Annotated in this window: 18 protein-coding genes, 1 tRNA gene and 1 pseudogene; 6 read left to right on the forward strand and 14 right to left on the reverse strand. The window is 40.4% G+C overall.

Annotation, left to right across the window (positions count from 1 at the left end; genetic code table 11):
• Window positions 1-162: ACT domain-containing protein (locus tag BWI44_RS12110; protein ID WP_286814420.1), on the reverse strand; the 162-nt coding region annotated here is incomplete at its 3' end.
• A 339-nt stretch (window positions 163-501) separates the two neighbouring features.
• Here BWI44_RS12110 and BWI44_RS12115 point away from each other — a divergent pair.
• Window positions 502-575: transfer RNA gene (locus BWI44_RS12115), tRNA-Asp, on the forward strand.
• Between the two features lie 285 nt (window positions 576-860).
• Here the strand turns inward: BWI44_RS12115 and BWI44_RS12120 are convergent.
• Entirely contained in the window at window positions 861-1643 is a 783-nt protein-coding gene (locus BWI44_RS12120) for a DUF4377 domain-containing protein (RefSeq protein ID WP_195209274.1), read from the reverse strand.
• 164 nt (window positions 1644-1807) lie between these two features.
• Between BWI44_RS12120 and BWI44_RS12125 the strand changes: the two genes are divergently transcribed.
• On the forward strand, window positions 1808-2452 hold the full coding sequence (locus BWI44_RS12125; RefSeq protein WP_117707106.1) for a hypothetical protein: 645 nt from the start codon (window positions 1808-1810) through the stop codon (window positions 2450-2452).
• A gap of 42 nt (window positions 2453-2494) precedes the next feature.
• Window positions 2495-3880: an alpha/beta hydrolase family protein gene (locus tag BWI44_RS12130; protein ID WP_195209275.1), complete on the forward strand. Its 1386-nt coding sequence runs from the start codon at window positions 2495-2497 to the stop codon at window positions 3878-3880.
• Window positions 3881-3953: 73 nt separating this feature from the next.
• Here the strand turns inward: BWI44_RS12130 and BWI44_RS12135 are convergent, their stop codons facing one another.
• The 7 genes and pseudogenes from BWI44_RS12135 to BWI44_RS12165 form a co-directional block, all read right to left on the reverse strand.
• On the reverse strand, window positions 3954-4727 hold the full coding sequence (locus tag BWI44_RS12135) for a class I SAM-dependent methyltransferase (protein ID WP_117707108.1): 774 nt from the start codon (window positions 4725-4727) through the stop codon (window positions 3954-3956).
• A gap of 261 nt (window positions 4728-4988) precedes the next feature.
• Window positions 4989-5825, reverse strand: coding sequence for an endonuclease VIII (locus tag BWI44_RS12140; RefSeq protein ID WP_138292587.1), 837 nt, complete (start codon window positions 5823-5825; stop codon window positions 4989-4991).
• Between the two features lie 180 nt (window positions 5826-6005).
• A complete protein-coding gene (locus BWI44_RS12145) occupies window positions 6006-9971 on the reverse strand; it encodes a hybrid sensor histidine kinase/response regulator transcription factor (RefSeq protein ID WP_138292588.1) in 3966 nt (1321 codons plus the stop codon).
• A gap of 142 nt (window positions 9972-10113) precedes the next feature.
• On the reverse strand, window positions 10114-12045 hold the full coding sequence (locus BWI44_RS12150) for an LruC domain-containing protein (RefSeq protein ID WP_138292589.1): 1932 nt from the start codon (window positions 12043-12045) through the stop codon (window positions 10114-10116).
• 141 nt (window positions 12046-12186) lie between these two features.
• Window positions 12187-12606, reverse strand: a complete 420-nt coding sequence (locus BWI44_RS12155) for a pyridoxamine 5'-phosphate oxidase family protein (RefSeq protein WP_138292590.1) — start codon at window positions 12604-12606, stop codon at window positions 12187-12189.
• 93 nt (window positions 12607-12699) lie between these two features.
• Window positions 12700-13575, reverse strand: coding sequence for an AraC family transcriptional regulator (locus BWI44_RS12160; RefSeq protein ID WP_195209276.1), 876 nt, complete (start codon window positions 13573-13575; stop codon window positions 12700-12702).
• A gap of 80 nt (window positions 13576-13655) precedes the next feature.
• A pseudogene (locus BWI44_RS12165) lies at window positions 13656-15742 on the reverse strand (BT4734/BF3469 family protein).
• A gap of 415 nt (window positions 15743-16157) precedes the next feature.
• On the opposite strand from BWI44_RS12165, the gene BWI44_RS12170 reads away from it, so the two are divergent.
• Together BWI44_RS12170 and BWI44_RS12175 are read left to right on the forward strand one after the other, a co-directional pair.
• The gene (locus tag BWI44_RS12170) at window positions 16158-16793 is read left to right on the forward strand and encodes an HU family DNA-binding protein (protein ID WP_195209277.1); all 636 of its coding nucleotides are present in this window, start codon (window positions 16158-16160) and stop codon (window positions 16791-16793) included.
• Window positions 16794-17278: 485 nt separating this feature from the next.
• Window positions 17279-18409 (forward strand): OmpA family protein, encoded by a 1131-nt coding sequence (locus tag BWI44_RS12175; RefSeq protein WP_044532819.1) that lies wholly within the window; start codon window positions 17279-17281, stop codon window positions 18407-18409.
• 59 nt (window positions 18410-18468) lie between these two features.
• Here BWI44_RS12175 and BWI44_RS12180 read toward each other — a convergent pair whose 3' ends face one another.
• From BWI44_RS12180 to BWI44_RS12200, 5 genes are all read right to left on the reverse strand, one after another.
• Window positions 18469-19104 (reverse strand): SagB/ThcOx family dehydrogenase, encoded by a 636-nt coding sequence (locus BWI44_RS12180; protein ID WP_195209278.1) that lies wholly within the window; start codon window positions 19102-19104, stop codon window positions 18469-18471.
• A 98-nt stretch (window positions 19105-19202) separates the two neighbouring features.
• Window positions 19203-19643, reverse strand: coding sequence for a DMP19 family protein (locus BWI44_RS12185; protein ID WP_195209279.1), 441 nt, complete (start codon window positions 19641-19643; stop codon window positions 19203-19205).
• Window positions 19644-19803: 160 nt separating this feature from the next.
• Window positions 19804-20739, reverse strand: a complete 936-nt coding sequence (locus BWI44_RS12190; RefSeq protein WP_195209280.1) for a homocysteine S-methyltransferase family protein — start codon at window positions 20737-20739, stop codon at window positions 19804-19806.
• Between the two features lie 90 nt (window positions 20740-20829).
• Window positions 20830-21726: a helix-turn-helix domain-containing protein gene (locus tag BWI44_RS12195; RefSeq protein WP_138292600.1), complete on the reverse strand. Its 897-nt coding sequence runs from the start codon at window positions 21724-21726 to the stop codon at window positions 20830-20832.
• Window positions 21723-22631 carry a helix-turn-helix domain-containing protein gene (locus tag BWI44_RS12200; RefSeq protein WP_044155326.1) on the reverse strand — a complete coding sequence of 303 codons (909 nt, stop codon included), beginning with the start codon at window positions 22629-22631 and terminating at the stop codon, window positions 21723-21725. Before BWI44_RS12200 ends, BWI44_RS12195 begins: the two co-directional genes overlap by 4 nt.
• Window positions 22632-22777: 146 nt before the next feature.
• Between BWI44_RS12200 and BWI44_RS12205 the strand changes: the two genes are divergently transcribed.
• Window positions 22778-23971 carry an MFS transporter gene (locus tag BWI44_RS12205; protein WP_353744915.1) on the forward strand — a complete coding sequence of 398 codons (1194 nt, stop codon included), beginning with the start codon at window positions 22778-22780 and terminating at the stop codon, window positions 23969-23971.
• Window positions 23972-23985 lie beyond the last annotated feature (14 nt).

Here is a 23985-nt window from a genome sequence, read left to right on the forward strand (position 1 = left end):
CAATTCCCACTCGATACGCATGAAAAAGATATTCTCCACGTGATCGACATATTGGTCCAGATAGATAATATTTCCCTTGTTTACCGTTATAAAGTCTGTCACTTCTGCCAGAATTCCCGGTTTGTCGGGACAGTGAAGTAACAGTTTGGCCGTTTTCATCATCCTAAATTATCGTTTTTATCGTTTTCAAATTACAATTTTCTCGATTTGAGTTTGCAAAAATAACGATTTATTGTAAAATAACGAAGTTTTCGAGCAAGAAGTTTAAATCAAGCAACAGAAAGCTTCGTTTTCATTACAAAACCATCCCAATCCCCTTTCGCAAAAAGCTCTGCAAGAACTTATTTTTTTTCATATTCCAATGTTCTCAAAATGAGGATATAAAAGAAAAAGTGATAAAATCAAGCAAAAAAATTTCATCGTAGCTATTGCAGGTTTCAAAGAAATGCCTACCTTTGCAACCGCAATCGAGAGAGAAAGCAATTAAAGAAATGAAATTATGGTGCGTTAGTTCAGTTGGTTAGAATACATGCCTGTCACGCATGGGGTCACGGGTTCGAGTCCCGTACGCACCGCTTAAAGCTCTGAAATCGAATGATTTCGGAGCTTTTTTCTTTATAAACACGCTGTACTACTCAAAAAGATAAGGCATTTTGCAAGATAGAGAGATTTTACGCAGATCTTAGTATAAAATATACGCTCGCTGCCTTACCAAGTCCACACCAGCCCTGTACCAACCCCGTACCTGCTCCGTATCAACTCCCAATAAAGGTACCTTTATACGGACCAGGTACGGAGTTGGTACGGAGCAGATCAGGCCCAGACCCGGTTCAAGTATGTTTTAAATATTATTTCAGAGTTTATTCAGCAAATGTGCCTGTAGACATAAAGATTACCGAATTCATATAATAGTCCTCACCCTCTGTCTGTGGTTGTTCAAACAGTTGTTTATAAATAGGCTCCGGCTCAGGTCCGAAAAGTAAATCCGCATCCGGAGTGTAGATACCACAATACCATACAGGAGCCGCTTTCATATTAAAGCGCGGAATGCCTTCTATTACAAATTTATAAAGCCCAACCTTTTCACCATCTTTTACGACTCTTGTCAGCCCTCCGTAATTGGTACCCATATTATATCTCAACCCTTTTAAAGAAATATATCCATCTTCAACCAAGCTACCCTCTGCAAATTTCTTCGCTTTACAGGTAAAAGGTATTTCATATTCACCACCTTCGGGAAACAGAATAAAAGGATTAGGGCCATCTACTTTTATAGTGTATTCATACTCTACTTTTGCCTTCGATATTACATCTATCAATTTGTAGACAATGCTACTCCCATCAGCAGGAGGATTAACCAAGGTTCTTTTCTCAACCCATAAAGCATACTCATAGCCTTTTTCGTAAACGAAATCAGTAATTCCTTGAAAATCCAGCGTTTTGTAGTCACTTTCACTTTCTTCTTTCACCAACATACAATCGATAGGAGAATCACTCCCCCAAGGCTGATAAGTACCAGTTTTGTCAGAAATAAACATTTTTACAGTTTCTACCTTGTCTTGCGGTTCATCATCACTACAAGCAACAAAGCCAGTGATTGGCAGGATTAATAGCAATAATCCTAATAAGCGTTTTGTCTTCATAATGTTTTCTTTAAGTCTAGTTTTGTAATTATGCAAAGATATACAAAATCTCTTTAAGCTTATTATAAACAAAGCCTTTTATTTCTCTTCTCAGAAGAAGCTTGAATAGAATTTTAAAGGAGATAGGCTATATGAAGATATAAAAGCGTACCTTCGTCAACAGAATGAGATATCGAAGAATAACAACCACCGGACAAATCCGGGAAAAAAAGAAAGAGCGCAGGCAAACCATATATGTCTGGCTGATAGTGATTGTGATCCTGGCAATACTTGTCGGAGTGGGTTATCTGGCCACTCCCAGTACTGTATTGCTCCAGCAAACTGCATTTCGGGGTATCAGTTACCGCCCACTTATGGCATTCGTGATGCTTTTCACTGCCATTCTTGTCATTGTTATTGGCATACTACTGGCAGACAAATACACAAAATTTGGATATTACCTGAAGACCATCGCCTGTGGTATTGTCATAGGAATGCTTTTTCACGGCATGGGTATCAATCTGTTACTGAATATGAATCGTTGGTTGGCAAGTAAGACTCCCGTCCGCAAAGAATACAGAGTAACAGAAATCCGTTTTCTAAAACCCAATAAATTGGCTCGTTATCGGACCATATTGCCTGAATGCAGAATTCTGAAAGCTGTCGGCCAGGATAATCCTGATGACTGCCTTTACTTCCACGTCCCTATAGATACACAAGTAGCCATGGGATGTGTATTGCATGTTACAATAAAAAACGGTTTCTTTGGTTGGAAATCAGTGGATGAACTAGCGGTAGATTGTAGAGAACTACATAAGTATGTCAAATAAGAAATTCAAAATATAATATGAAAACCATTTAAATCACCAGATATGAAAAAACACTCCATTCTATTCCTTTTAGGATTTATCTTTCCTATCTGCACCCATGCTCAGGACATATCCGGAACATGGAACGGAAAGCTGTCTCTCCCCAACGCTTCCTTAACTATTTGTTTCAACCTGCAACAAACCGAGCAGGGATATACCTCTACTTGTGATAGTCCCGATCAGAATGTAAAAGGCATCCCGACAGGCTCCACACTCTTTCAGGATTCGATTCTGACGATTCAGATTCCTGATATTCGTGCCTCTTACAAAGGAAAGCTGGAGAAAGACGGCAAAATATACGGAGACTTCACACAAGGACTTAGATTCAAATTAAATCTGGAAAAAGGAGAAGCAGCCAAGCCTAAGCGTCCCCAAGAACCACAACCACCTTTCCCCTATAGAGCAGAAAATATTACTTTTGAAAATAAAGAAGCCGGAATCACAATTGCCGGTACTCTGACGCTTCCCGAACAGGGGAAAAAATTCTCGGCAGTAGTATTGGTTACCGGTAGTGGCGCACAGAACAGGAATGAGGAAATAATGGGACATAAGCCATTCCTGGTAATAGCAGACTACCTGACCCGTAACGGTATAGCCGTACTTCGCTGCGACGACAGAGGCGTAGGAGGCTCAACAGGCGTTTTTGCAGAAGCTACCAACGAAGATTATGCCAGCGATGCAGGAGCAGCGGTCAACTACCTGAAAGGCAGAAAAGAAATTAATCCCAAACAGATAGGAATCATCGGTCATAGCTGTGGAGGAACCGTGGCTTTTATATTGGGCGCCCGTAGCAAAGATATTGCTTACATCATTTCAATGGCCGGTGCTGTCATAAAAGGAGACAGTCTGATGTTGAAACAAGCAGAAGCTATTAGCAAGTCAGGTGGTACCTCTGATGCCATGTGGGAGTTAAGTAAACCCACATTACGCACCCGTTATGCTATATTGGCACAGGACAAAAGCACTGAGGAAATTCGGAAAGAGCTATATGCCAACATTATTGCAACACTGCCACCCGTACAACTGCAAGACCCAAACATCGCCAAACAAATAGAAGTTGAGATGAACGGAATGCTCTCCCCATGGTATCTTCATTTCATGAAATACGATCCGACCCAAGATTTAAAGAAGATAAAATGTCCGGTACTAGCTGTCAATGGAGATAAAGACATACAGGTAGATGCAGACATGAATCTCAAAGCTGTGGAAGATTGGGTAAAGTCTAACGGGAATAAGAAAGTTACCACTAAGAAATATCCCGGTTTGAACCATTTGTTCCAATCCTGTAAGACTTGTACAATTATGGAATACGGGCAATTAGAAGAAACCATCAGTCCTGAAGTCTTGAAAGATATGACGGAATGGATTCTGCTGAATTGTAAACATTAGAGTTTTGCAACGCATAAGAAAGGCCGTATCAAAATAAATGAAAATCTTTTGTTGATACGGCCTCTTTCTTTACTTAGATTTTCTTTCCGATGTAGAATGCATAACCATAAAAGTCTTTATACTTATAGTATAATTGTTGCTCATGGCGCTGATTGGCAATCAGTTCTTCAGCAGCTTGGTTACCTTTATATTTTCGTAGGAAGTCCTCTTGGGCTTCAACCTGCGGCATATAGAAATGTTCGATCCAGCAATTTTCCGGTATACAGAAACAGGCTATAGGGATATATCCGGCCTTCTGCATCTGTGCCAGCTTATTGGGAATCGTATTTATTTCAGGATAAGCATCCATCCAGAAATCATCGATCTCAGCCGGACGTTCGTCAGTGAACCATGACACCTCTGATACGGCAATATAACCGCCTTTCTTCAAAACCGGACGCCATAGATTCAACCCATATTCAAAACCAATATTATAGATGGCTCCTTCCGACCAGATAAGATCTAATTCTTCATTCCGGAACGGGAGTTCATCCATTGATCCAATAATACCTTTCACTCTGTCCTGAAGATTAAAGTGCTCGGCATTACTATTGAATTGGTTAATAAAATCAGGAAACAAATCAATGCCTGTAATTTGTCCCGGAGTATGTTGCGCCAGCGTAATTGTCTGGCCACCTGTGCCACAACCCAGATCAGCAATCAGAGATTTATCCGTAAGCCCCTCAACAAAGCTAAGAGCCTTGATTGTTGTTTCAGCACTTCCCGGTCCCTGACGTTCTACACTTGAAAAGTATTCGCAGATTAAACTAAAATCGAATTCGTGAATAGATTTATTTTCGTTACTCATGATGTTTAAATTTTATTGTTGATATATAGGTATAAAAATAACTCCTGCAAGAATATGCACGAGTTGAACTAAAGGATAACCGAGAGCATAATGCCCACAGTTATTTACTTACCGAATCCTTCTTAACTTTAAACATCCAACATTTTTTTATATCGCCACAAAGATAGGCAGACTTTTTATTCCTCCAAATTATCAGAAGAGAAAAAAGAACACCACCCTTGTGACATGTTCCTTTCGCCATAACTATAATTTAAGTTGTTATTATGTTTTCCTTATTTTCTGACACTCAGAACAATAGTAAACCGATCCTCCAAGATAGGCTTCTTTGACAATTACGCTGCCACAACGCGGACAAGGATTCTTCCATGTTTTGGAAGAAAGAATCGTTTTATACCCTCCCTCATTTCCATAAAGATCCGTCTGGGTATCACGGCCTCTTCCGGAAGTCATAGCCATTAAGGTATCCTTCAGAGATTTGAAAAGTACCCCTTTCTGTCCATCCGACAGGTCAAGCACTTTCTGTTTCGGGTGAATCCCGGCATTGAACAGAATATCCTGCGTTACCCCATTTCCTACGCCCGGAATACGTTGTTCGGTAGCCAGCAGAGCTTTAGCCGTCAATGTCTTTTTGGCGGAAGCAAATAATTTCTCAAATTCCGCTTCCGTATAAGCATCACTCAGCGGGGAAATACTTTCACGGCTTATCGTATAATATTTATTGTCGATAACAGCATCGGGATAGGCACTGATAAAGCCATACATAGCAACCGTAAATACAAGAAACGACTCATCTTCAAAAGTCAGCAGCAATTGGTAATTGGCAGGAACTTTATCACCCGGATTATAGTAACGTGCGCTCACCCCGTCACCAATATTCATTATCACATTGCCCGACAGGTAGAAATCGACAAACATTCCATACCCTTTAGACGACAAAATCGTCTTTCCGACGAGCAACTTTCCATACTCCAGTGGATCGCCACTATAGAACGTGAACTTATGAGGCTTGGTAGCATTGAACACTTGCGTAATCGTTTTACCACTTAAAACATCATTGGCTTGCTTACTCAGTGTAAGTACTTCTGGCAATTCTAACATACTTATATATCATTTAATTATTTATCAATAGGAATATAAATCTCCGTCAGCAATCCTTCAACCGACGTTTCATCCGGCGCATTGAGATACAGCGACAGTACTGTTTATCCACTGTTTGATCCATGGCACAAATATACGATGCATATTCCAAATATGACTATCCCCAATAGGTATCTTTAATCATTTTCTTTCTGACTGTAATTTAGACGCGTATTGACTTGGAGAAATTTTATATTCAGCTACGAAGCATTTAGAGAAATAAGACGGATTAGAATATCCGACCATATACATGACTTCTGATACGGAAAATCTATGTTGCGATAGTAACACGGCTGCTTTCTTCATCCTTATCCGGCGAATGAGATCTACAGGAGTCACTCCTGCCAACTGCTTAACCTTCCGATATAGTTGTTTGTTATCCATCCCCACTAACTGGCAAAGCATAGAAACATTGAATTCAGTGTTTTCCATATTCTCTTCCATTATGGAAACAAGCTCGGTTATAAAAGCCTCCCCTGTATCCGTTTCTTTCTCTTTTATCTGAGAATGTACAGTTGTTTCAACGCATAATTTCTTCTCTATTTCACGCCGGGTTTGAAGTAATTGTTCTAACCTCGACCTTAGTTTATCGACGTCAAATGGCTTAGACATAAACACATCCACACCTGCCTTCATACTTTTAAGTTCCGTCTCCTTATCATCTCTCGCTGTTAACATAATAATAGGCACTAAGGCCGTTTGTGACATCTTCCGTATCTCCCTGCAAAACTCAATACCATCCATTTCCGGCATAATCTGGTCTGCAAGAATAATGTCCGGATAGTGTTCAGAGGCAATAGTTATCCCATCTTTACCATTTAAAGCATGAAGACAACAGTATTCTTCAGAAAAAGCCTCCGCCAGATAAGTTGCCATTTCAACATTATCATCAACAATCAATAATACAGGTTTCCCTGCAAGCGGAGTTAATTGTGAGTCCGCCTGAGAGTGATTTTGCATGGAAGCCACACAATTATCACCGGATAAAGGCAAAGTGATGGTGACCAAAGTTCCACAATCATCACCGGCACTATGAATACTAACATGTCCGCCATGCAATTCTATAAACTTCCGAACTATATACAGACCAATGCCACTTCCATCTTTACGCCTCTCTTTGTTTTTACTCTGAAAGTACCGGATAAACACATAAGGAAGATCTTCACGCCTTATGCCGCTACCGGTATCCGAGATTTGTATAGCTACCGTTTGTTCTTCCTGAATTATGGAGACCTCAATTTGTCCTCCTTCATCAGGAATGAATTTAATAGCATTAGTGATTATATTCGAGATTACAGATTCCATCTTTACTATATCCAAATTCATCCACATCTGTTCACCATTGGACACAAAGGCCGACCGGATATTTTTATCTGCAAAGATTGTAGAAAAAGCATCCAGAATATTCCTTATAAAAGAACATAATTCAATATTAGATCGGATCAAAGTATCCTCACTCGTATAATCCATCTGCTTGAAATCAAGCACTTCATGAACCAGCAAATTTAATTTCAGTGCATGTTTATATATAAACTCCAGTCGGCTTTTATGTTCCGGCTTCTTAGTTTCTTTAATCAGCGTGCTTAAAGGAGCTATGATCAAGCTTAAAGGAGCCTTGATCTCATGTGAAATATGAATGAAGAAGTCTAATTTCAGATTTGAAAGCTCCAACGTCTTTTCTTTCTCTTTACGCTCATATTTCAATCTAAGATTCCTTCGGATATATTTTATAATAACAAAAACGATCACTGCCAATGCAAGTGCATATATAACATAGGCCATTACTGAAGCATACCATGGCGGAAGAATGGTAAAACCAAACTCTGTAACCGGGGATAGTTGAGGATCATCGGAGTTCCCATTCCGCATGAACAACCTATACCTGCCGGAATGTAAATTGGCAAAAGAAATACGATTCTGTCCCGGTTCTAATTTACTCCATTGTTTACTGTTTCCCAAACGATAATAAAATTCAGATTCTGAAGAATAAGCTAATGTGGAAAACTCAAATGTCAGATTCTTTTCCGTATGTGGCAATTCTATCTTATTCTGATATCGGATACTACTCCCTGCATAATCCACCATAGGCAATAGTTGCCTATCATTGCTCCGGACAGCTGTTACAATAACCGGGGCAGCTCCCTTTTCACTCTTTATGGCATGAGTGGATACATAAGATATTCCATCATATCCTCCCCACAAGATGACATCATGTTGCCTGTCATAGAATCCGGCTTGGTAATATCTTCCTGAAAATGCCATACCGGTTCTCTGCGATGAGACAATATCCCATGCCATGACTCCTTCCGTACACGAAACCCAAATATTGGTATTTTCCAACACAAATGAGTGTACCTGGCTTCCCTTGGCTAATTCACCTATTTTCTCACTGGTATAAGTCAAGACATTAAGTTTATAAATCTCGTTGTTTGATGAATACCAGATAGATTGAATTCCATCATAAATCATCCGATTCGGATAAACGTCTAATATATGTATTTTACGGGCTTTGCAGTCTATCCGGGCTAAACCTTTTTGAGTATTGACCCAGATGAAACCATATTTATCAGTCTCTATCTGATAAGCAATTTCACTTACCTTGGTTGAAATCAATGAATCAGACAAGTTCCATTCCGCCCGAAACAAAACCCGATCATCGTGTGCAAGCAATTCCCGCTTATTAACGATAAATATTCCGCCCAGATAAGTCGCAATCCATAGGCTGCCATATTCATCCTCATAAACATCATACGCCCAATTTGCTTTCTTCCGATTCAGCCTGTCTACTATGTTATAATGTACAAACTTCTCCCTCTCCCTATCATATCTTGCCACTCCGGCATCCGTAGCAATCCATACAATATGATCACGATCTTCATATATACATCTGATTTTGTTATGCCGAAGCAAGTTCTTCGGATTCTCAATATTAAAGCATTTCACTTTACCATTCTTGTCAAACAGTAAAAGTCCGTTTGTTCCTCCTAACCAATACCCTCCTTTGCTATCCTTGTATATATGGGTAAAATCATTGCCATTCCTCTCATCCGTCAATTCAGAAATATGAATAAACTGAAAAGCAGAATCATCAACAATCAACGATATACCATAGTCAGTCCCTAACCAAACATTATTATTTCTGTCAATATAGCTACAAGAGATTACATTATTACACAAGGACTGCTCGTTTCGCAAATCATGAAGTATATGATTCACTTTTCCCAAACCCCGGCTATAAATATACAGGCCATTATCCGTACCTATCACAATGTTATTCTTGTTATCAAAAGCCAATGTTTTAAAAGTATTTGATGGTAATGCAAGAGACGGTTCTACACGAGAGTCATTAAGGCAATACCTGAGTAGATATCCTTCTGTCCCAATCCATAGGCAACTCCGTTGTTCATCCCACAGCAATGAATTCACCATTAACTTCCGGAACTTTTCAGGCAATATGACTGTCTCTCTTACTTGTTTTACCGGGTCATAGCAGCTTAATCCATCATAAGAACCTATATAAAGCCTACCATCAGCCGGTTCAAATGAATAAACGATTGATTTACTTTTTCCGGGATCTAATGGCAAATGTACTATGAATTCATCCTGAAAATCATAGTACAGTAATCCTTCATCATTAGTTCCTATCCAAAGTTTATTATCCCAAACAGCCAAAGAGCGGACAGACTTGACCATTTGAGTTACCGGATACAGATTCTCAAACTGTTCAGTAAACAGATTAAGAAATCGCAGTCCCTTGTTAGTCCCGATACAAAGATATTCTTTACTTACTTGTACAATCGCAGTGATATTAGCATACTCTATATCGGTTTCTCTTGCCAATTTATAAATCTGATATCCATTATAAGAGAATAGACCGCTTTGGGTACCAACCCACACCAATCCTGTATCATCTTGAAAGATTACATTTACAACATTAGACTCTATTGGGAAATATATATTCTTAAAACTTTTATACCGATAATTATACGGAAAAGCAGAAGACAGATTATCAGAGCTATACGCCTGCATACCCCAAACTAAAATATAAACCAAAAGAAGTGTTTGCTTGCTAAGAATAATATTCTTTATAATCAGAAATCCTTTCATATATAGGGCCTATTCAGGCATTGATTAAAGCGAAGGTAATAATTTAATTCAATAAAGAGGTATACTGAGACCATTAAAACAAAAAAATGGAGCAAACTATTCAGCCATAGGCTGTCCGTTTGCTCCATCTCCATCAATTAGATTATTTTTTTGGACCGGAATAATTATTATACCAGTCTGTATACTCAATACCCTTTGACTCTGCCCATTTCGAGAAATCAAGATATTCACTGTCAATACGATGAGATTCTGTCACCGGCTTGAAGCCCAATACAGGAATATCAATGGCAAACGGATATGTCCCTTCACGATCAATGTAATAAGCATCCTGATTAGTGCCGATAAGTGACTGATTCGCTAAGGATGTAGCTTTAAACTTAGGCAAATGCACCTCTGTCCTATCCTTTTGTCCCTCAGCATATTTCACAATGATATATGGATTATACCCCTTCAAATCATCTTTCTTAAATGAAGCGTTAAATTCCCTGGTTATTGTATACGTCTTGCCAACACTTCCCTTAGCATTAGGAGTCACTATAATGGACGACGTTTCACTTTCTACTTTTACACCCGTTGAGTTCGAGGTCACTTTACCAAATTGTCCGGGATCTATCTGATAAGCGAACGCATTTGAGAATGTAGCGCCATCGTGTACCGGAGTAAATATATCAGTTATCTTCGTTACCATGTTCTTGGTATTAAAAGTAACTTCACGCCTGTATTCTACTATTACATCATTCATGTCATAATCACCGCCCGAAGGCCAGATATCCTCAAAGGCTAATGTACCTTTCAGAGGTTCCACCGGATCCGGTTCCGGATCGTCTTTACCGTCATCAGGTTTAATAATAGGTCTATCGGGATCATCAATACTTCCTTCCGGAGTGGCGTCTACATAGAATAAGAGGTCACAATAACTTTGATTCGCCCCATCTTCAACACCTATAATCGTTTTTCCGCTCTTCTCATCTTTCACAGAAACGAATCCATTCAAATTCCCAAAAGCCTCATTAGAAGTACGAAGTTCTTTTGTCCTAATTTCATTCTCTTTAACATCATAATCGTGGTAGTACCCATTGAATCCATCAGCATATATAAACCAGCCTACCGTATACCCTGCCGGAAATTTCTCACTTGCTTTACCATTTTCATCAAAATAAAGCAAACGCGCTTTGTTTCCACACTTCAAAATTTGTAACTGATTCCCACTATACGCATATAATTTAACATTTGGGAATACGATATATTTATTAACATAAGGCATCATTTGAGATTGAGGTTCCTGATCTGACTTATAATAATAATATCCGAATGTATTATCATAAGAAGCGTCGCGCTTAAGAAATATAACATCCAACGTTGTTTCTTGCGTTATCTTTATATTGGTAACCTTGGGTCCTTTATATAGATATGAATTATTTACTCCCGACATTCCATTAGGATTAAAAAATTTCATCAAGCGTTCTGCTACTTCTAAGGGAATCTCGTCACCAATCTTATCAACCGACTTCAGATATGTACCATCAAGAGAGCCCGCCTCTCCCCACTTACACAACGAATAGAGATACCACTCATCAGTAGTATATGGAACCTGACCATTGAAAGGATAAGAACGAGTAGAAGACTTCTGTTTTTTTACACTCATGTCAAAGTTTACAGCATTATTCTCTACATTCAGTTGCACGCATCTGGGTAATCCCCATGCCGCAGTATACACATATACTGTTTTCACGGAAGTAGGTATATGCATCTCTCCTTCATACTTTCCATTATTGTCCGTATAAGTTTTGAATATAGCATCTACTCCTTCCTTTTTCACCGGTGTACCTTCCACTGTTTCCATCGGGTCTTCGTCATATACCTCTACAAGAGCAGTAAAACCCGGAACGTCATAGTTCACCAGAAGTTTTACATCACTACGTGTTTCAAAACCAAAATATTCATCCGAATCAGGTAAAGGCTGTTTTCCTGCATCCGGATTATACACATCTTTTTCCATGCATCCTGTCACCAAGCTGCCGAATACGATTGTGACAGCCACAATCATAATACCTTTTAAGTACTTTTGTCTCATAAATACATTCTTAAGATTACATAGTCAACACAAATTATGTGCAAAATTAGGCTATATCAACCAAGACAATAGCCACAAAATGGACAAAGAGTAACACAAAAAAGACAAGTTTAGCATTAGGAAGATAAAGCCATCTGATTATTAGTCAACTACAAAACTTTCCGACTTAAAGTTACTATAAAATCTACCGGAAATGGCCGTAAATTTCAGGACACAATAGTCGGGATCGGTCACGCCTTCCGGATAATACATCGTATCTCCTTCCTGCCATATCATCTCCTTGCTGGCATCATCCGTCAGCACTTCCATTGTGCCGCGCAACATCACTCCCCTAAAGAACCTTGTATCACAAAAGTAAATACTTGCATGATTGTTCTTTCGATACTGCGCAACACGCATTGATGAAGTATTTGTGGTCAGATAGATAACTTTTATTCCTTCCCTTTTCCTGGGCTGCAGCATAGCTTTGATATTCGGGAAACCTTCGGCATCTATCGAACCGATAAAGGCCGTTTTCAATTTATCAATCATATTCCCTACTGTTTTTTCTACATCTCTCATAATTCAATTATTTTATTGGGTTATTGAATGAGGCAAAGATAGGGGCATAACGGAAAAGTAGTATAACAAAAAACAAGGGAGAAATAACACTTTTCACGGTTTATATATACTCCGATAAGCCAAAGGAGTTTCACCCGTAGATTGGCGAAAACAGCGTACAAAATAGGAGACAGTAGAGAAATGAAGTTCAAATGCAATTTCCGAGATAGGAAAATCCGTATAAACAAGTAGTCTTTTAGCTTCTTCCATAACCTTATTCTGAATGTATTGTTTCGCGCTAATCCCCAGAGCCGAACTTACAATCTCATTCAAATAATTGGGAGTGATACACAGTTTGTCCGCATAGTAACGGACAGAGTGATGTTCCCTCAAGTCGGTCCCTACCCATTCCATAAACTTGCTTAGATGGGTACTATTTGCCTCTTTATGGATACTGCCGTCAGACAACATCTTTTGATATGCCCGGTCCAGAAGCATGAGAGCTTCATAAAGCAATGCCCTCAATACATGTACGTCGTTTTGTTTATACGAATCGATCTCTGTCTTAATATCACTCAACAATTGAAGCATACGTACATAAAGCTGATTCGACAAATGCAGTCCGACAGATTTCCTCCCCACATTGAAAAAAGAAAGATGCTGCACAAACAACGGATCTTTAAAGAAGGAAGACAGAAACTCATCTTCGAAGATCAAAGCATAGCCATTTACAATGTGGCCGGTATCCCAATTCCGTATCTCTCCGGGTTTAGAAAACAGTACATCACAGGGAACTGCCTTATGCGTTTGATTATCGATAGAAAAGTTTCCTTCTCCCTCTGTAACGAAAGTAATATCATAGTAAGTCAATGTGTGCACAGTACCCTTAGTCAAGAACCTTTTTACGTACTTCAGTTCTACGACATCCACTAAAAGTTCGCTTCCGTACTTAGTCTTATAGAAAGTATACCGGGGAATTGAGTTTTTCATTGAAAGGCTTCTTACTTTTAGGATTACATTAGTGCATGCAAATATATTGAAAAATGCAACATAACGGTTCTAAATACTTATCACAATCTCACCAAATGATACACCGTCCCCCTATTTGACTTTTTACAAGGAATATCCAATTTCTTCAGCGAACGACCGAAGTGCCCTATTTTGCTGACCGACAGTTTATCGCGGGTTTTCTGCTGTAGATAATTGAATATCTCCATTGCGGTCAGCCATTCCCCTTCCCGTTCTTCTTCCGCCACCCGGAAATAGCAGTGGAAAAGCTGTTCGAGCGGACTGATCTGTTCAAAATCCCGGTTGGTTTCTTTCAGGATAGCTTCGTCCTCATCATTCAACCAGTAGCGCTCACCTTTATAAATGGCATCCATGGCTTGAGCATACAATTGCTTGTAGTTGATGGTGACATTCGTATCAATAGGTGCAGTCACTTCGATACAGATAAAACGGCGGCTACCACTGGGATCGGTAAGCAGTTCCATCTGATTACTGGTACCGATAAACGAAGCATAACGGCGCACCTCCTGAATGGTAGAACCGTAGGGTTTCCGCAAATTTGCCACAGGTTTCTGCAAAAGATGTTTCAGAAAGCCCTGCTGATTGGAGCTAATCTGATCAAACTCATCCAGGTTCACCAACAGAAAACGTCCCAGATAACGCTCCGCATCCTGTTTGCTCTTAAAATCAAGACTATCCGTATATCCGAAACCAGTTCAGGTGGCAAAATAATGCGACAATAGGTAGATTTACGATACCCCTGCGCACCGACCAATAATGGCGACGTACTGTTTCCGTGCTGGCGATCGAGCCCACGCCAATGTGCCACCATACTGAGAAACCAGCGGTAGAACAGCTCCCTCCAATACGGATTATTGCACGGCACAAGATCGGCAAGCGCCCGAATGCGGTCTTTTCCGTCCCAATGCCCCACATTACAAAGGTATTCTTCAACAGGATTGTACAAAGACACATACTCTGATGTCAAATAACGCTCCACGTCACGGTCCCAGGCACGAATCCCCTCTTTCAGGGCATTAATCGCCACCGTATTGCGTACCCTCCGATCCACCGGTCTGAAATAGAAATGAATGGAATCACGCTGACGATATTCCAAATCGTTCAACACCGTGTTATAACGAAACTCATAGCGCCGTTCCATAAACTCTTCCAGACGCAGAGCGGTATCCTGCTCCGGAGTCAAAATAGTTTTAGAGCCAAAGCCCTTAGACTCTTGGTAAATATTATGAACCATGGTACGTACCGTTTGCTCCTCTGCCTGTGCATAATAATGAATGATCGTCTGCCTCACAACTTCCTCTTCCGGTATGCCCGCCTTATAGCAATACTCCGCAAGGCGGACAAGCAACGGTTGGAGATTATCTCCCCGTCGCCAGTTCTCCATATCCCGGAGTGCCTTATCGAGGGCAGTTTCAAAAAGCATGGTGAAGGTCTGCGACGTTTCAAACCCAGGTTCCAGCCTCAGCAACGGATTTTTCTCAGCCAACTGCCGTTGCCGGAAGGTCTGTTCGCCGGGCATGGAGAATGGCTGTTCCAGACAGAAAGGTACCGCATGAGGATTGTATCCGGGATGTTCATCAAGCGTCATCCGGCAGCTTTGCATCAGTGAAGGCTCTTTCAAGGCAATGGGAAACGGGAACAACGGCTGATAACAACTCACCGCCAAGCGATAGGCATGGGCATGAAACAATGCGGCTTCCTGTTCACGCTTCGGTAAGCTTCCATCCGGTAAGGCGAAACATACCCATATCTTCACACTCCTTCCACTGGAACCGCAAAAAGCAGCAAACGTTTGAGGAAGCAGCATCGCCTGACGTTTCACCAGTTCAGCTTCCGCCAATCCAGCTAGCTTCTTCACTTCAAGCTGAACCAGACCATTGTATTGTTTCATTCTTCGCCCTCTGTCTTTAGTGCGGGCATACTCCACGGCAGGATAGATACGTGGAAGTTTGTCAATATAGGCAAATGTGGAACCAGTACCTTCCAACTGAGGCATAACAGTTCGTAACCCGGTTACGTACCCATCTCTGGTTTCCGTTTTCATCTTCTCCATCAGCACATCGGCATCATAAATGGTCATCATCTCTCTGCCTGTATCTTTGTCATGTCTTATTGAAGTGATTTTCATATCATTATCTGTTATGAATTTTATTTATATAGTATAATTCCTTTAAGGAGTTACAAAGATACTGTTCCTAAAAGCGAAAGTCAAGTATTTGAGCATATTATTCTGCATTTATTTCAAAAAAGTTCAGCCCATCCATTTGACAGCAAAAGCTTCAATAATAATTGAGAAATAAACAGGGAATCACTTGACTTTGCCCTGCTTATTTTGTATCTTTGTAGTAAGTCCTATTGGGTGTTAACCTTGGTTAACAGGCTTGTCAACCTTGGCTAACAAGCCGATCAACCAACGTTGACAGACCTGTTAACCAAGGTTGACATCCAATCATACCTAAGAGTAAACGGGATGTTCCTTAGGAGGAAACAGAATAGTCCCTAATGTAAAACAAATTAATACCTTATAATTAAAACAAGCAACTATGGCAATCTTATTTGAATGGTACGAAAACCCGGTGGCTCCCAACCAGCCACAAGAAGAAACAAAACTTCATGCACGCATCACCCTGAATGGAAAAACAGGAACTGACCGATTGCGACGCAAAATCCAGGAACGTTGTTCACTGACGGAAACAGATGTATCCGCCGTGCTCGACGCTCTGTCTCATGCGATGGGTGAAGAACTGGCAGAAGGTAGGCAGGTACATCTGGATGGTATCGGTTACTTCCACCCTACACTGACCTGCACGGAAGAAATAAAAGAAGATACAAAACGGAAGAATACGAAAGTAAGGCTGAAAGGCATCAAATTTCGGGCCGATCAGGATCTGAGGAGTGAAATCGGAAATGTGAAACTGAAGAATATAAAACACAATGGACACTCCAACAAATTATCGGACGAAGAAATAGACCGCCGACTGACCATCTACTTCAGTCAACACCACATGATGACAAGAAGTGACTTTCAAAGGATATGCGGCATGATGAAATCGACTGCAATGGGGCATATCCGCCGTTTACGCGGGGAAGGAAAGCTAAAAAACATCGGATTACAGAACCAACCGATATATGCGCCAAATGTGGGGTATTATGGTATAACAGAAGAAGTTATGATGTAAAAATGTAAAAATCCGGCGTGAGAGTAAGCGGTTTACCCTCACGCCGGATTTTTACTCTCACCCACACTTAATACCCTAACTATCAATAAGATATTTTAGCAGTGAGGGTAGTGAGAGTAACCTGAACCAACTTTTTATTGAGCATCCTGAATCATTAAATTATTGTTAATTATCCTTTCATACATCGAACCATGTTTCAAAGATTATGTTGTTATAAATGCACAGCAACCTTAATTATGAATTTAAAATAATGAATTATGAAGAAGAAAATTAAATTTTTAAAGAAAGAATTGCTGTTATGTTAATGAACGGGATTCGAGAAAGAGTAGATTATATGATTAAACTAACTTTAAACTTAACAAAGATCAAAGCAAACAAGAAATCTGCAACCTAACCCTCCCGCTTTATTCCTGAAAAGAGCAAACAAATAAACTACTTCAGGGCATATTATATTTTATTGTATCAACTATTAATGCATTTCAATTATGAAAAAATCTATTATTTTATCAGCATTTGTTTTAGCAGCATTGACTGCAAATGCCCAAACTACCGTACAAGGCAGCAAATTCACAGACAATTGGTCTATAGAACTAAAAACCGGTATTATAACTCCTGTAAGCCACAGCGCTTTCTTCAAGAATGCTCGCCCGGCTTTGGGAATTGAGTTTACGAAGCAACTGACCCCCGTTTTCGGACTGGGAGTTCAAGGCATGGGATATATAAACACCTCGAACAGTAAGACAGCTTTTGATGCTTCAGACCTTAGCTTATTGGGTAAAGTCAACCTGATGAACCTGTTCGCAGGCTATACAGGTACTCCCCGGATATTTGAAGTAGAAGCCGTAGCCGGTGCAGGATGGCTGCACTACTATATGAATGGTTCCGGAGATATGAACTCCTGGTCCAGTCGTTTCGGAATGAATTTCAACTTCAACCTCGGAGAAGCTAAAGCTTGGACGATAGGAGTCAAACCGGCATTGGTATATGATATGCAAGGCGACTACAACCGTAGCCGATTCAATGTGAACAATGCCGCCTTTGAACTAACAGCAGGTGTAGCTTACCACTTTGGTGGTAGCAACGGAAGCCATCACTTTACCTTGGCTAAACTCTATGATCCAGCCGAGATAAGCGACCTGAACAATTCTATCAATAATCTTCGCTCACAAGTGAACGAGAAAAACGGTCAGATCAATGTCGACGCACAGAAGATCAGCGCATTGCAACAAGAAGTCAACAATTTACAGAACCGGGTAGTTCCTGTTGAAACAATAGTGGAAACCAGCCGTATTCCGGAATCCATCGTTACTTTCAGACAAGGTAAATCTACAGTCGATGCCTCTCAGTTGCCAAATGTGGAACGTGTAGCTTCTTACATGAAGAAACACGCAAACACAACAGTAGTGATTAAGGGATACGCTTCACCGGAAGGTAGTGCCGAAGTCAATGCAAGAATAGCTAAAGCTCGTGCCGAAGCCGTAAAGACAATCTTGGTCAATAAGTATAAAATCAACCCGTCACGTATTACTGCCGAAGGTCAGGGAGTGGGTGACATGTTCACAGAACCAGACTGGAACCGGGTTAGTATCTGTTCTATTATTGAAGATGCCAAATAAACAAAATTTAAAATGGCCTACCTGTACTTAAGCATAGGTAGGCCGTTTTTTTTATTCCATTATTTAAAGTATCCTACAGGATGATTCAACATAGGAATCTGACTATCTTTCAGTTTCAATACTTTCTTCAACTGAATGGCATCCATCGAACCTCGCGGCACTGTAGCCAATTTGGCATTAGCACAGAATAAAGAGATATTCTGCGAAACGATACCAACATCTATAGCTCCAACCACCTGATTTTGTGGTTTCTGAGCATCGCCAAAGAGGGAAACATCACTGACCAGTACCAAAGATGCCGGAGCCGCTTTTACAAAAGTCTGACCACCTGCAACAGCATCGCGGTGATCTCCTTCAGAAACCAGATTTAACTGATGATTTTTCGCATCGTACACATAGCTCCCTTCGGGTAATATCACGTATACATCTACATCCTGCTTATTCAAAGCCGATGGAGCTGTCCGCTTTCCAGACTCCGGACGATTGATTCCGTTAGCAGCCCACAATAAATCCGACAAGTCAGCAAGGTTCAATGCTTTCGAAGCATATTCACGTGTAGACTGACGCTCAGACAATGCTTTCATTACCGTACCGGCACGATTCAAATTGGGCTTTGGTAACTTAACTACCTTATCAGCAGCAGAAGCAGCCACTGAAAGCACTAAACAAACTAACAATAGTTGTACTTTTCTCATAACTGTGGTATTTTAAAAGTTAAGAGGCAAATATACAAAAAAGGAATGAATTTTCATTTTTTAAGTATTATAGTATTCTCTTTTAGATAGGCTTTAAATTACTTACTAATAAAATCCTGTGGATGTTTCTTAACAAATTGTGACATCAATACAAAAAGACGGCCTCCATTATTCAACTCATAATATTCATTATCAAATTCTGTCAGAGGATTATCCTCATAACTTTTACTAAAATTTTCCGATGTACCGTCATCAAACTTTTCTAATTCTGGTTTTATTGTCTCGTAACAAGCATTAGCTCGTCTCATAAGACTGGAGAAGTCAATAGCTCCAATCAATTCCAAAGCCTTTTCAACTTCATACCGATCCTCACCCGACGGATTGAAATAGTATTGATTAAATCCTCCGTTACAAACTTCTCCATCCAATTCATAAATAAGAGAGAAAGCCTTTTGTGAATCGCTAAACCAAACTTCATCGCTAAGCAAGCTCCACATAATTTTAGTATATAGCTCATCTTCAGGAGTTGCATCTATCAACTCTTGAGTAATAGGCTCATAATCTTCAGAAATACCTTTACCAATATTTTTTTTTTAAAACCAAGTAAATTCAAGAACCAAGTAAGCATAATAATATAATTTAAGATATAGTCAAAATTAACTCATTCAAATTCACTCTTTTCGGAAAAGACCGAAAGCATCAGGACAATGCTCCGCAAGATATAGACTTAGCGATTTCTTCCATATGTGTATCATCCGTTCCGCAACAGCCGCCAAATATCCTAAAATCATATTCTGATTTCAATTTCATCATACCTTCAGCCAAGTCGGCAGGAGAAGAAGATTGCAGATCAGCGGAACCGTCCAGTTCACTATAAGACAATGCGGAAGTGTTGGCCTGAATACCGATGAACCGTGTTCGGACAGTATCGGTTTGGTTGAAGTTGTGTGCAAGAGCTTCATAGACGATGCAGGGATGTACACAGTTTGTCATATAGCACGCCGGTTTGCGAGATACATTATCGTCAATAAACCGGATAGCATAGTCGATGGTATGCCCATCAATAAGTTTCCCGTCTTTTTGGATGGTAAAACTAATGATATAGGGGATTCCGGTATCGGACATGGCCCTCGCCATACCCGCTACTTCAGTCAGCACAGGCATAATTCCTGCATACAGGAAATCTGCTTTCGCAAGTTTAAATAGTTGCGACTGCCAATGATGAAAGTCGTAAGCTTCCTCAATATTTAGAGCACCGACACCTGTATAAGCATCTCCTTTACACCCCATCAGACCGCCAATATACATTTCAATATTTGATGTTTCCTTTATCTTACGGAGGAACCTGACATTATCCTCAATAATAGCCTCATCATATCCGGCCTGAATAACTTGCTGCTTATTGGCCCGTCTGGTCGGAGTGGTAGCTAAAAACGGTAGATTGTATTTTCCAGCAATCCCCATGTAGCCCCGCCAAAGAGTTTCCAATGCCACCCGCCCCTGTTGACTATAAATCAAATCAGCCATAGCTACACTGCCATTGATGGTGAGGCCATACTCACGCTTCAATCGTTCTCCCAATGCCCCTTCCATCAGAACTGAAGAATGAGAGGCTATGCAAGTTTCAAAATCCATACAAGTCGGTTTTATATATTACTCGCAGGTATGTGATACCTGTTGCCGCAAAGTTACAGAATCCGTACTAACTTTAATGATTTGAGTTGATTAGTTTTGTGACAATCTATATTCGCTGGGAGATATCCCTACCAGTTTTCTAAACAGGTTGCTGAAATATTGTACGCTTGGATAGCCCAATTTTTCAGCAACCGAACTTACCGTATAACCTTTACCTAATAGCATCTCTTTAGCGACTTCCAGCCTTTTCAACTGGAAGTATTCATCCAGATTCTTCCCCGTTTCAAACTTCAATAAATCACCGAAATAACGGGAAGATAAATGAAGTATATCTGCGCAGTATTTTGTAGAGGGTAATACACCATTTTTCAATCGTCCGGACTGGATATAGTCATCCAACGCAATATCCATCTTGTTCAATATCGCCTTATTGACTTCATTCCGAGTGATAAACTGACGGTCATAGAAACGGGAACAATAATCCAACAGGAGTTCTATATATCTTGAAATCAAGGTCTTGCTATGACAGTCTATTGCATGTTGCAGTTCCTTCTCAATATTGTACATACATTCAATTGCTTTATCCTTTTCGCGCAAGGAAAGGTGCAACGCTTCATTCAGATGATAAGAAAAGAAAGAGTAATTCTTAATGTTCCGCCCCAATGAAGTGCTGCAAAGCAAGTCGGGATGAAAAGCCAACAACCAGCCCTTTCGGGGAAATGCCTTTCCTTCGTTGATATTGATGGATTGTCCCGGAGTCAGGAAAATCATTGTTGCATTGGAATAGTCGTAATACTTACGCCCGTAGATGAAATCTTCACATTCGCATTCCAACAGTAAGATGGTGTAGAAATCGAACTTGATAGTACGCTGCATCACATTAGCTTTAGATAAGTCAATGGCGCTCACTAACGGGTGTAAGGTCTTATTTCCCAAACAGCAATTGCACTGGTGTACAGTCTCTATGTTCAATATATCCTTTTTCAAAACTGTACATTTTGCAGTCTATATTCATTGGGCGTACAGCCGACACGTTTTTTGAACAGGCGGCTGAGATGTTGCGGATATTGAAATCCCAAGGTGTAAGCAATTTCACTGATTGTCTCGTCCGTTTCAACGATATGTTCTTTAGCCAGTTCGATCACTTTCATCTGAATATGCTCCTGAGGCGTCATACCAGTTTCTTTCTTAATCATGTCACCGAAATAATTGGGCGAGAGATAGATTTTATCCGCAAAGTATTTCACGGACGGCAAGCCATCCTGCACAGGAAGATTACTTCTGAAATATTCATCCAGAAGTTGCTCAAACTTGGTAAGAGAGTCTTTATTGGCGCCGCTCCGGGTGATGAACTGGCGTTCATAGAACCGCATACAGTAATTGAGCAGAAGCTCGATATTCATAGCAATCAATGCTTTACTATGCTTATCGATAGGATGCTCCAGCTCGATACTGATCTTTTTCAGGCAATCCATCACAGTTTCTTTTTCCTGATCGGACAGGTGCAAAGCCTCGCTTACTGAATAAGAGAAGAAAGTATAATCCTTTATTGTCTTTCCGAGGGAGGTTCCGCGAATCAGGTCAGAATGAAAGAGGACACCGTACACTTCTTGCTGCACTACATCATTCAGCATCTCTACTCCGGTAGTCTGACCGGGAGCAAAGCAAACGATGGTTCCTTCCTGATAGTCATAATGCTGGCGACCATACTTGATATCACAGTTCTTAGCTCCTTTCAGAAAGAGTGCATAAAAGCCATAAGTCATTTGGATATGATTGACTGATTTGGTTGCTTTGGTAAGATCCACCACACTCACCAGAGGATGCAGGGTTTCCAATCCGTAGAGACTGTTATAGTGATCTACATTATCTAATTTTATAACTCTATCCATATTCATAAGTATTTGAACTGCAACAAAGATAGAAATTATTTCAATTGAGAAATCAGGCATCTGTAATTGGGGTTATCATATCCGTAATTTATCTACAAAGGAAATGCTACGTTTCCCCGACCTTTGCAGTACAAAAAAAGAAATATATGAAGAATAAATTCAAACTCAATTCAAGTACCCTACTTGTATTCATCCTCACAACCGGTGTATTCGGAATAATCAATACCGAAATGGGTGTGATTGGAATTTTGCCCCTGATAGCCGGGAACTTTCAAGTAACTGTTCCGGAAGCAGGTTGGACGGTCAGCATATTTGCGCTGGTAGTAGCAATATCCGCTCCCATCACCCCCTTACTGTTTTCGGGTATCAACCGGAAAAAGGTGATGATACTGGCACTGGGATTATTTACATTAAGTAATATCATCTCCATGATGACCACTAATTTTACGGTGTTGCTGATATCCCGTGCACTTCCGGCATTCCTTCATCCGGTATATGTATCTATGGCTTTCACGGTAGCAGCATCTCTCAGTAAGGAGAAGGCACCAAAGGCGGTAGCAAAAGTATTCATCGGCGTATCAGCAGGTATGGTGCTGGGGGTACCGGTGACGAGTTACATTGCAAGCGAAGTTTCGTATTCAATGGGCATGTTATTCTTCACCGTTGTAAATGCATTGGTACTGGTTGCAACCATCCTGTTTGTACCTTCTATGCCGGTCAAAGAGAAACTGTCCTACGGTACACAACTCGGTGTATTAAAAAAGAAAGTAGTCTGGTACTCCATTCTTGCTATCACGCTGATTAACGGAGCCTTATTCGGATTCTTCAGCTATATGTCTGATTACTTGAAGACAATCACCGGGGTTTCGTATACCGTAATCAGTACAATGCTACTGATTTATGGACTGGCCAATATAATAGGAAATGTAATAGCCGGAAAGCAACTGGCGGTCAATCCGGTACGTAGTATGATAATGATTCCTTTGGCACTACTGACTTTTTATATAGGAGTATTCGCTTTGGGGGAATGGCTGATGGTAATGGCAGTAATCATTCTGATCCTGGGAATTTTGGCGGGATACGGACAGAACACCATGCAATACATGATAACGCATGCCGCTCCTGAAGCACCGGATTTTTCCAACGGACTGTATTTATTGTCTGCCAATCTCGGTACTACAGTAGGTGCAGCCGTCTGCGGATTGTTTATCACCTTCTTTAATACGCGTTATTCCGTCATCGGCTCTTTGATATTTCTTGTTTTAAGCATTGTATTCGTCGTATTAAGAATACGTGCTACACAATCCGAAAGACAAATCAGAATGGAAATGGCTGCATAAGAAATAAGAAGTAG

The sequence above is a fragment of the Bacteroides sp. Phil13 genome (assembly GCF_001940965.1).
GTDB classification, from domain to species: Bacteria; Bacteroidota; Bacteroidia; order Bacteroidales; family Bacteroidaceae; genus Bacteroides; species Bacteroides intestinalis.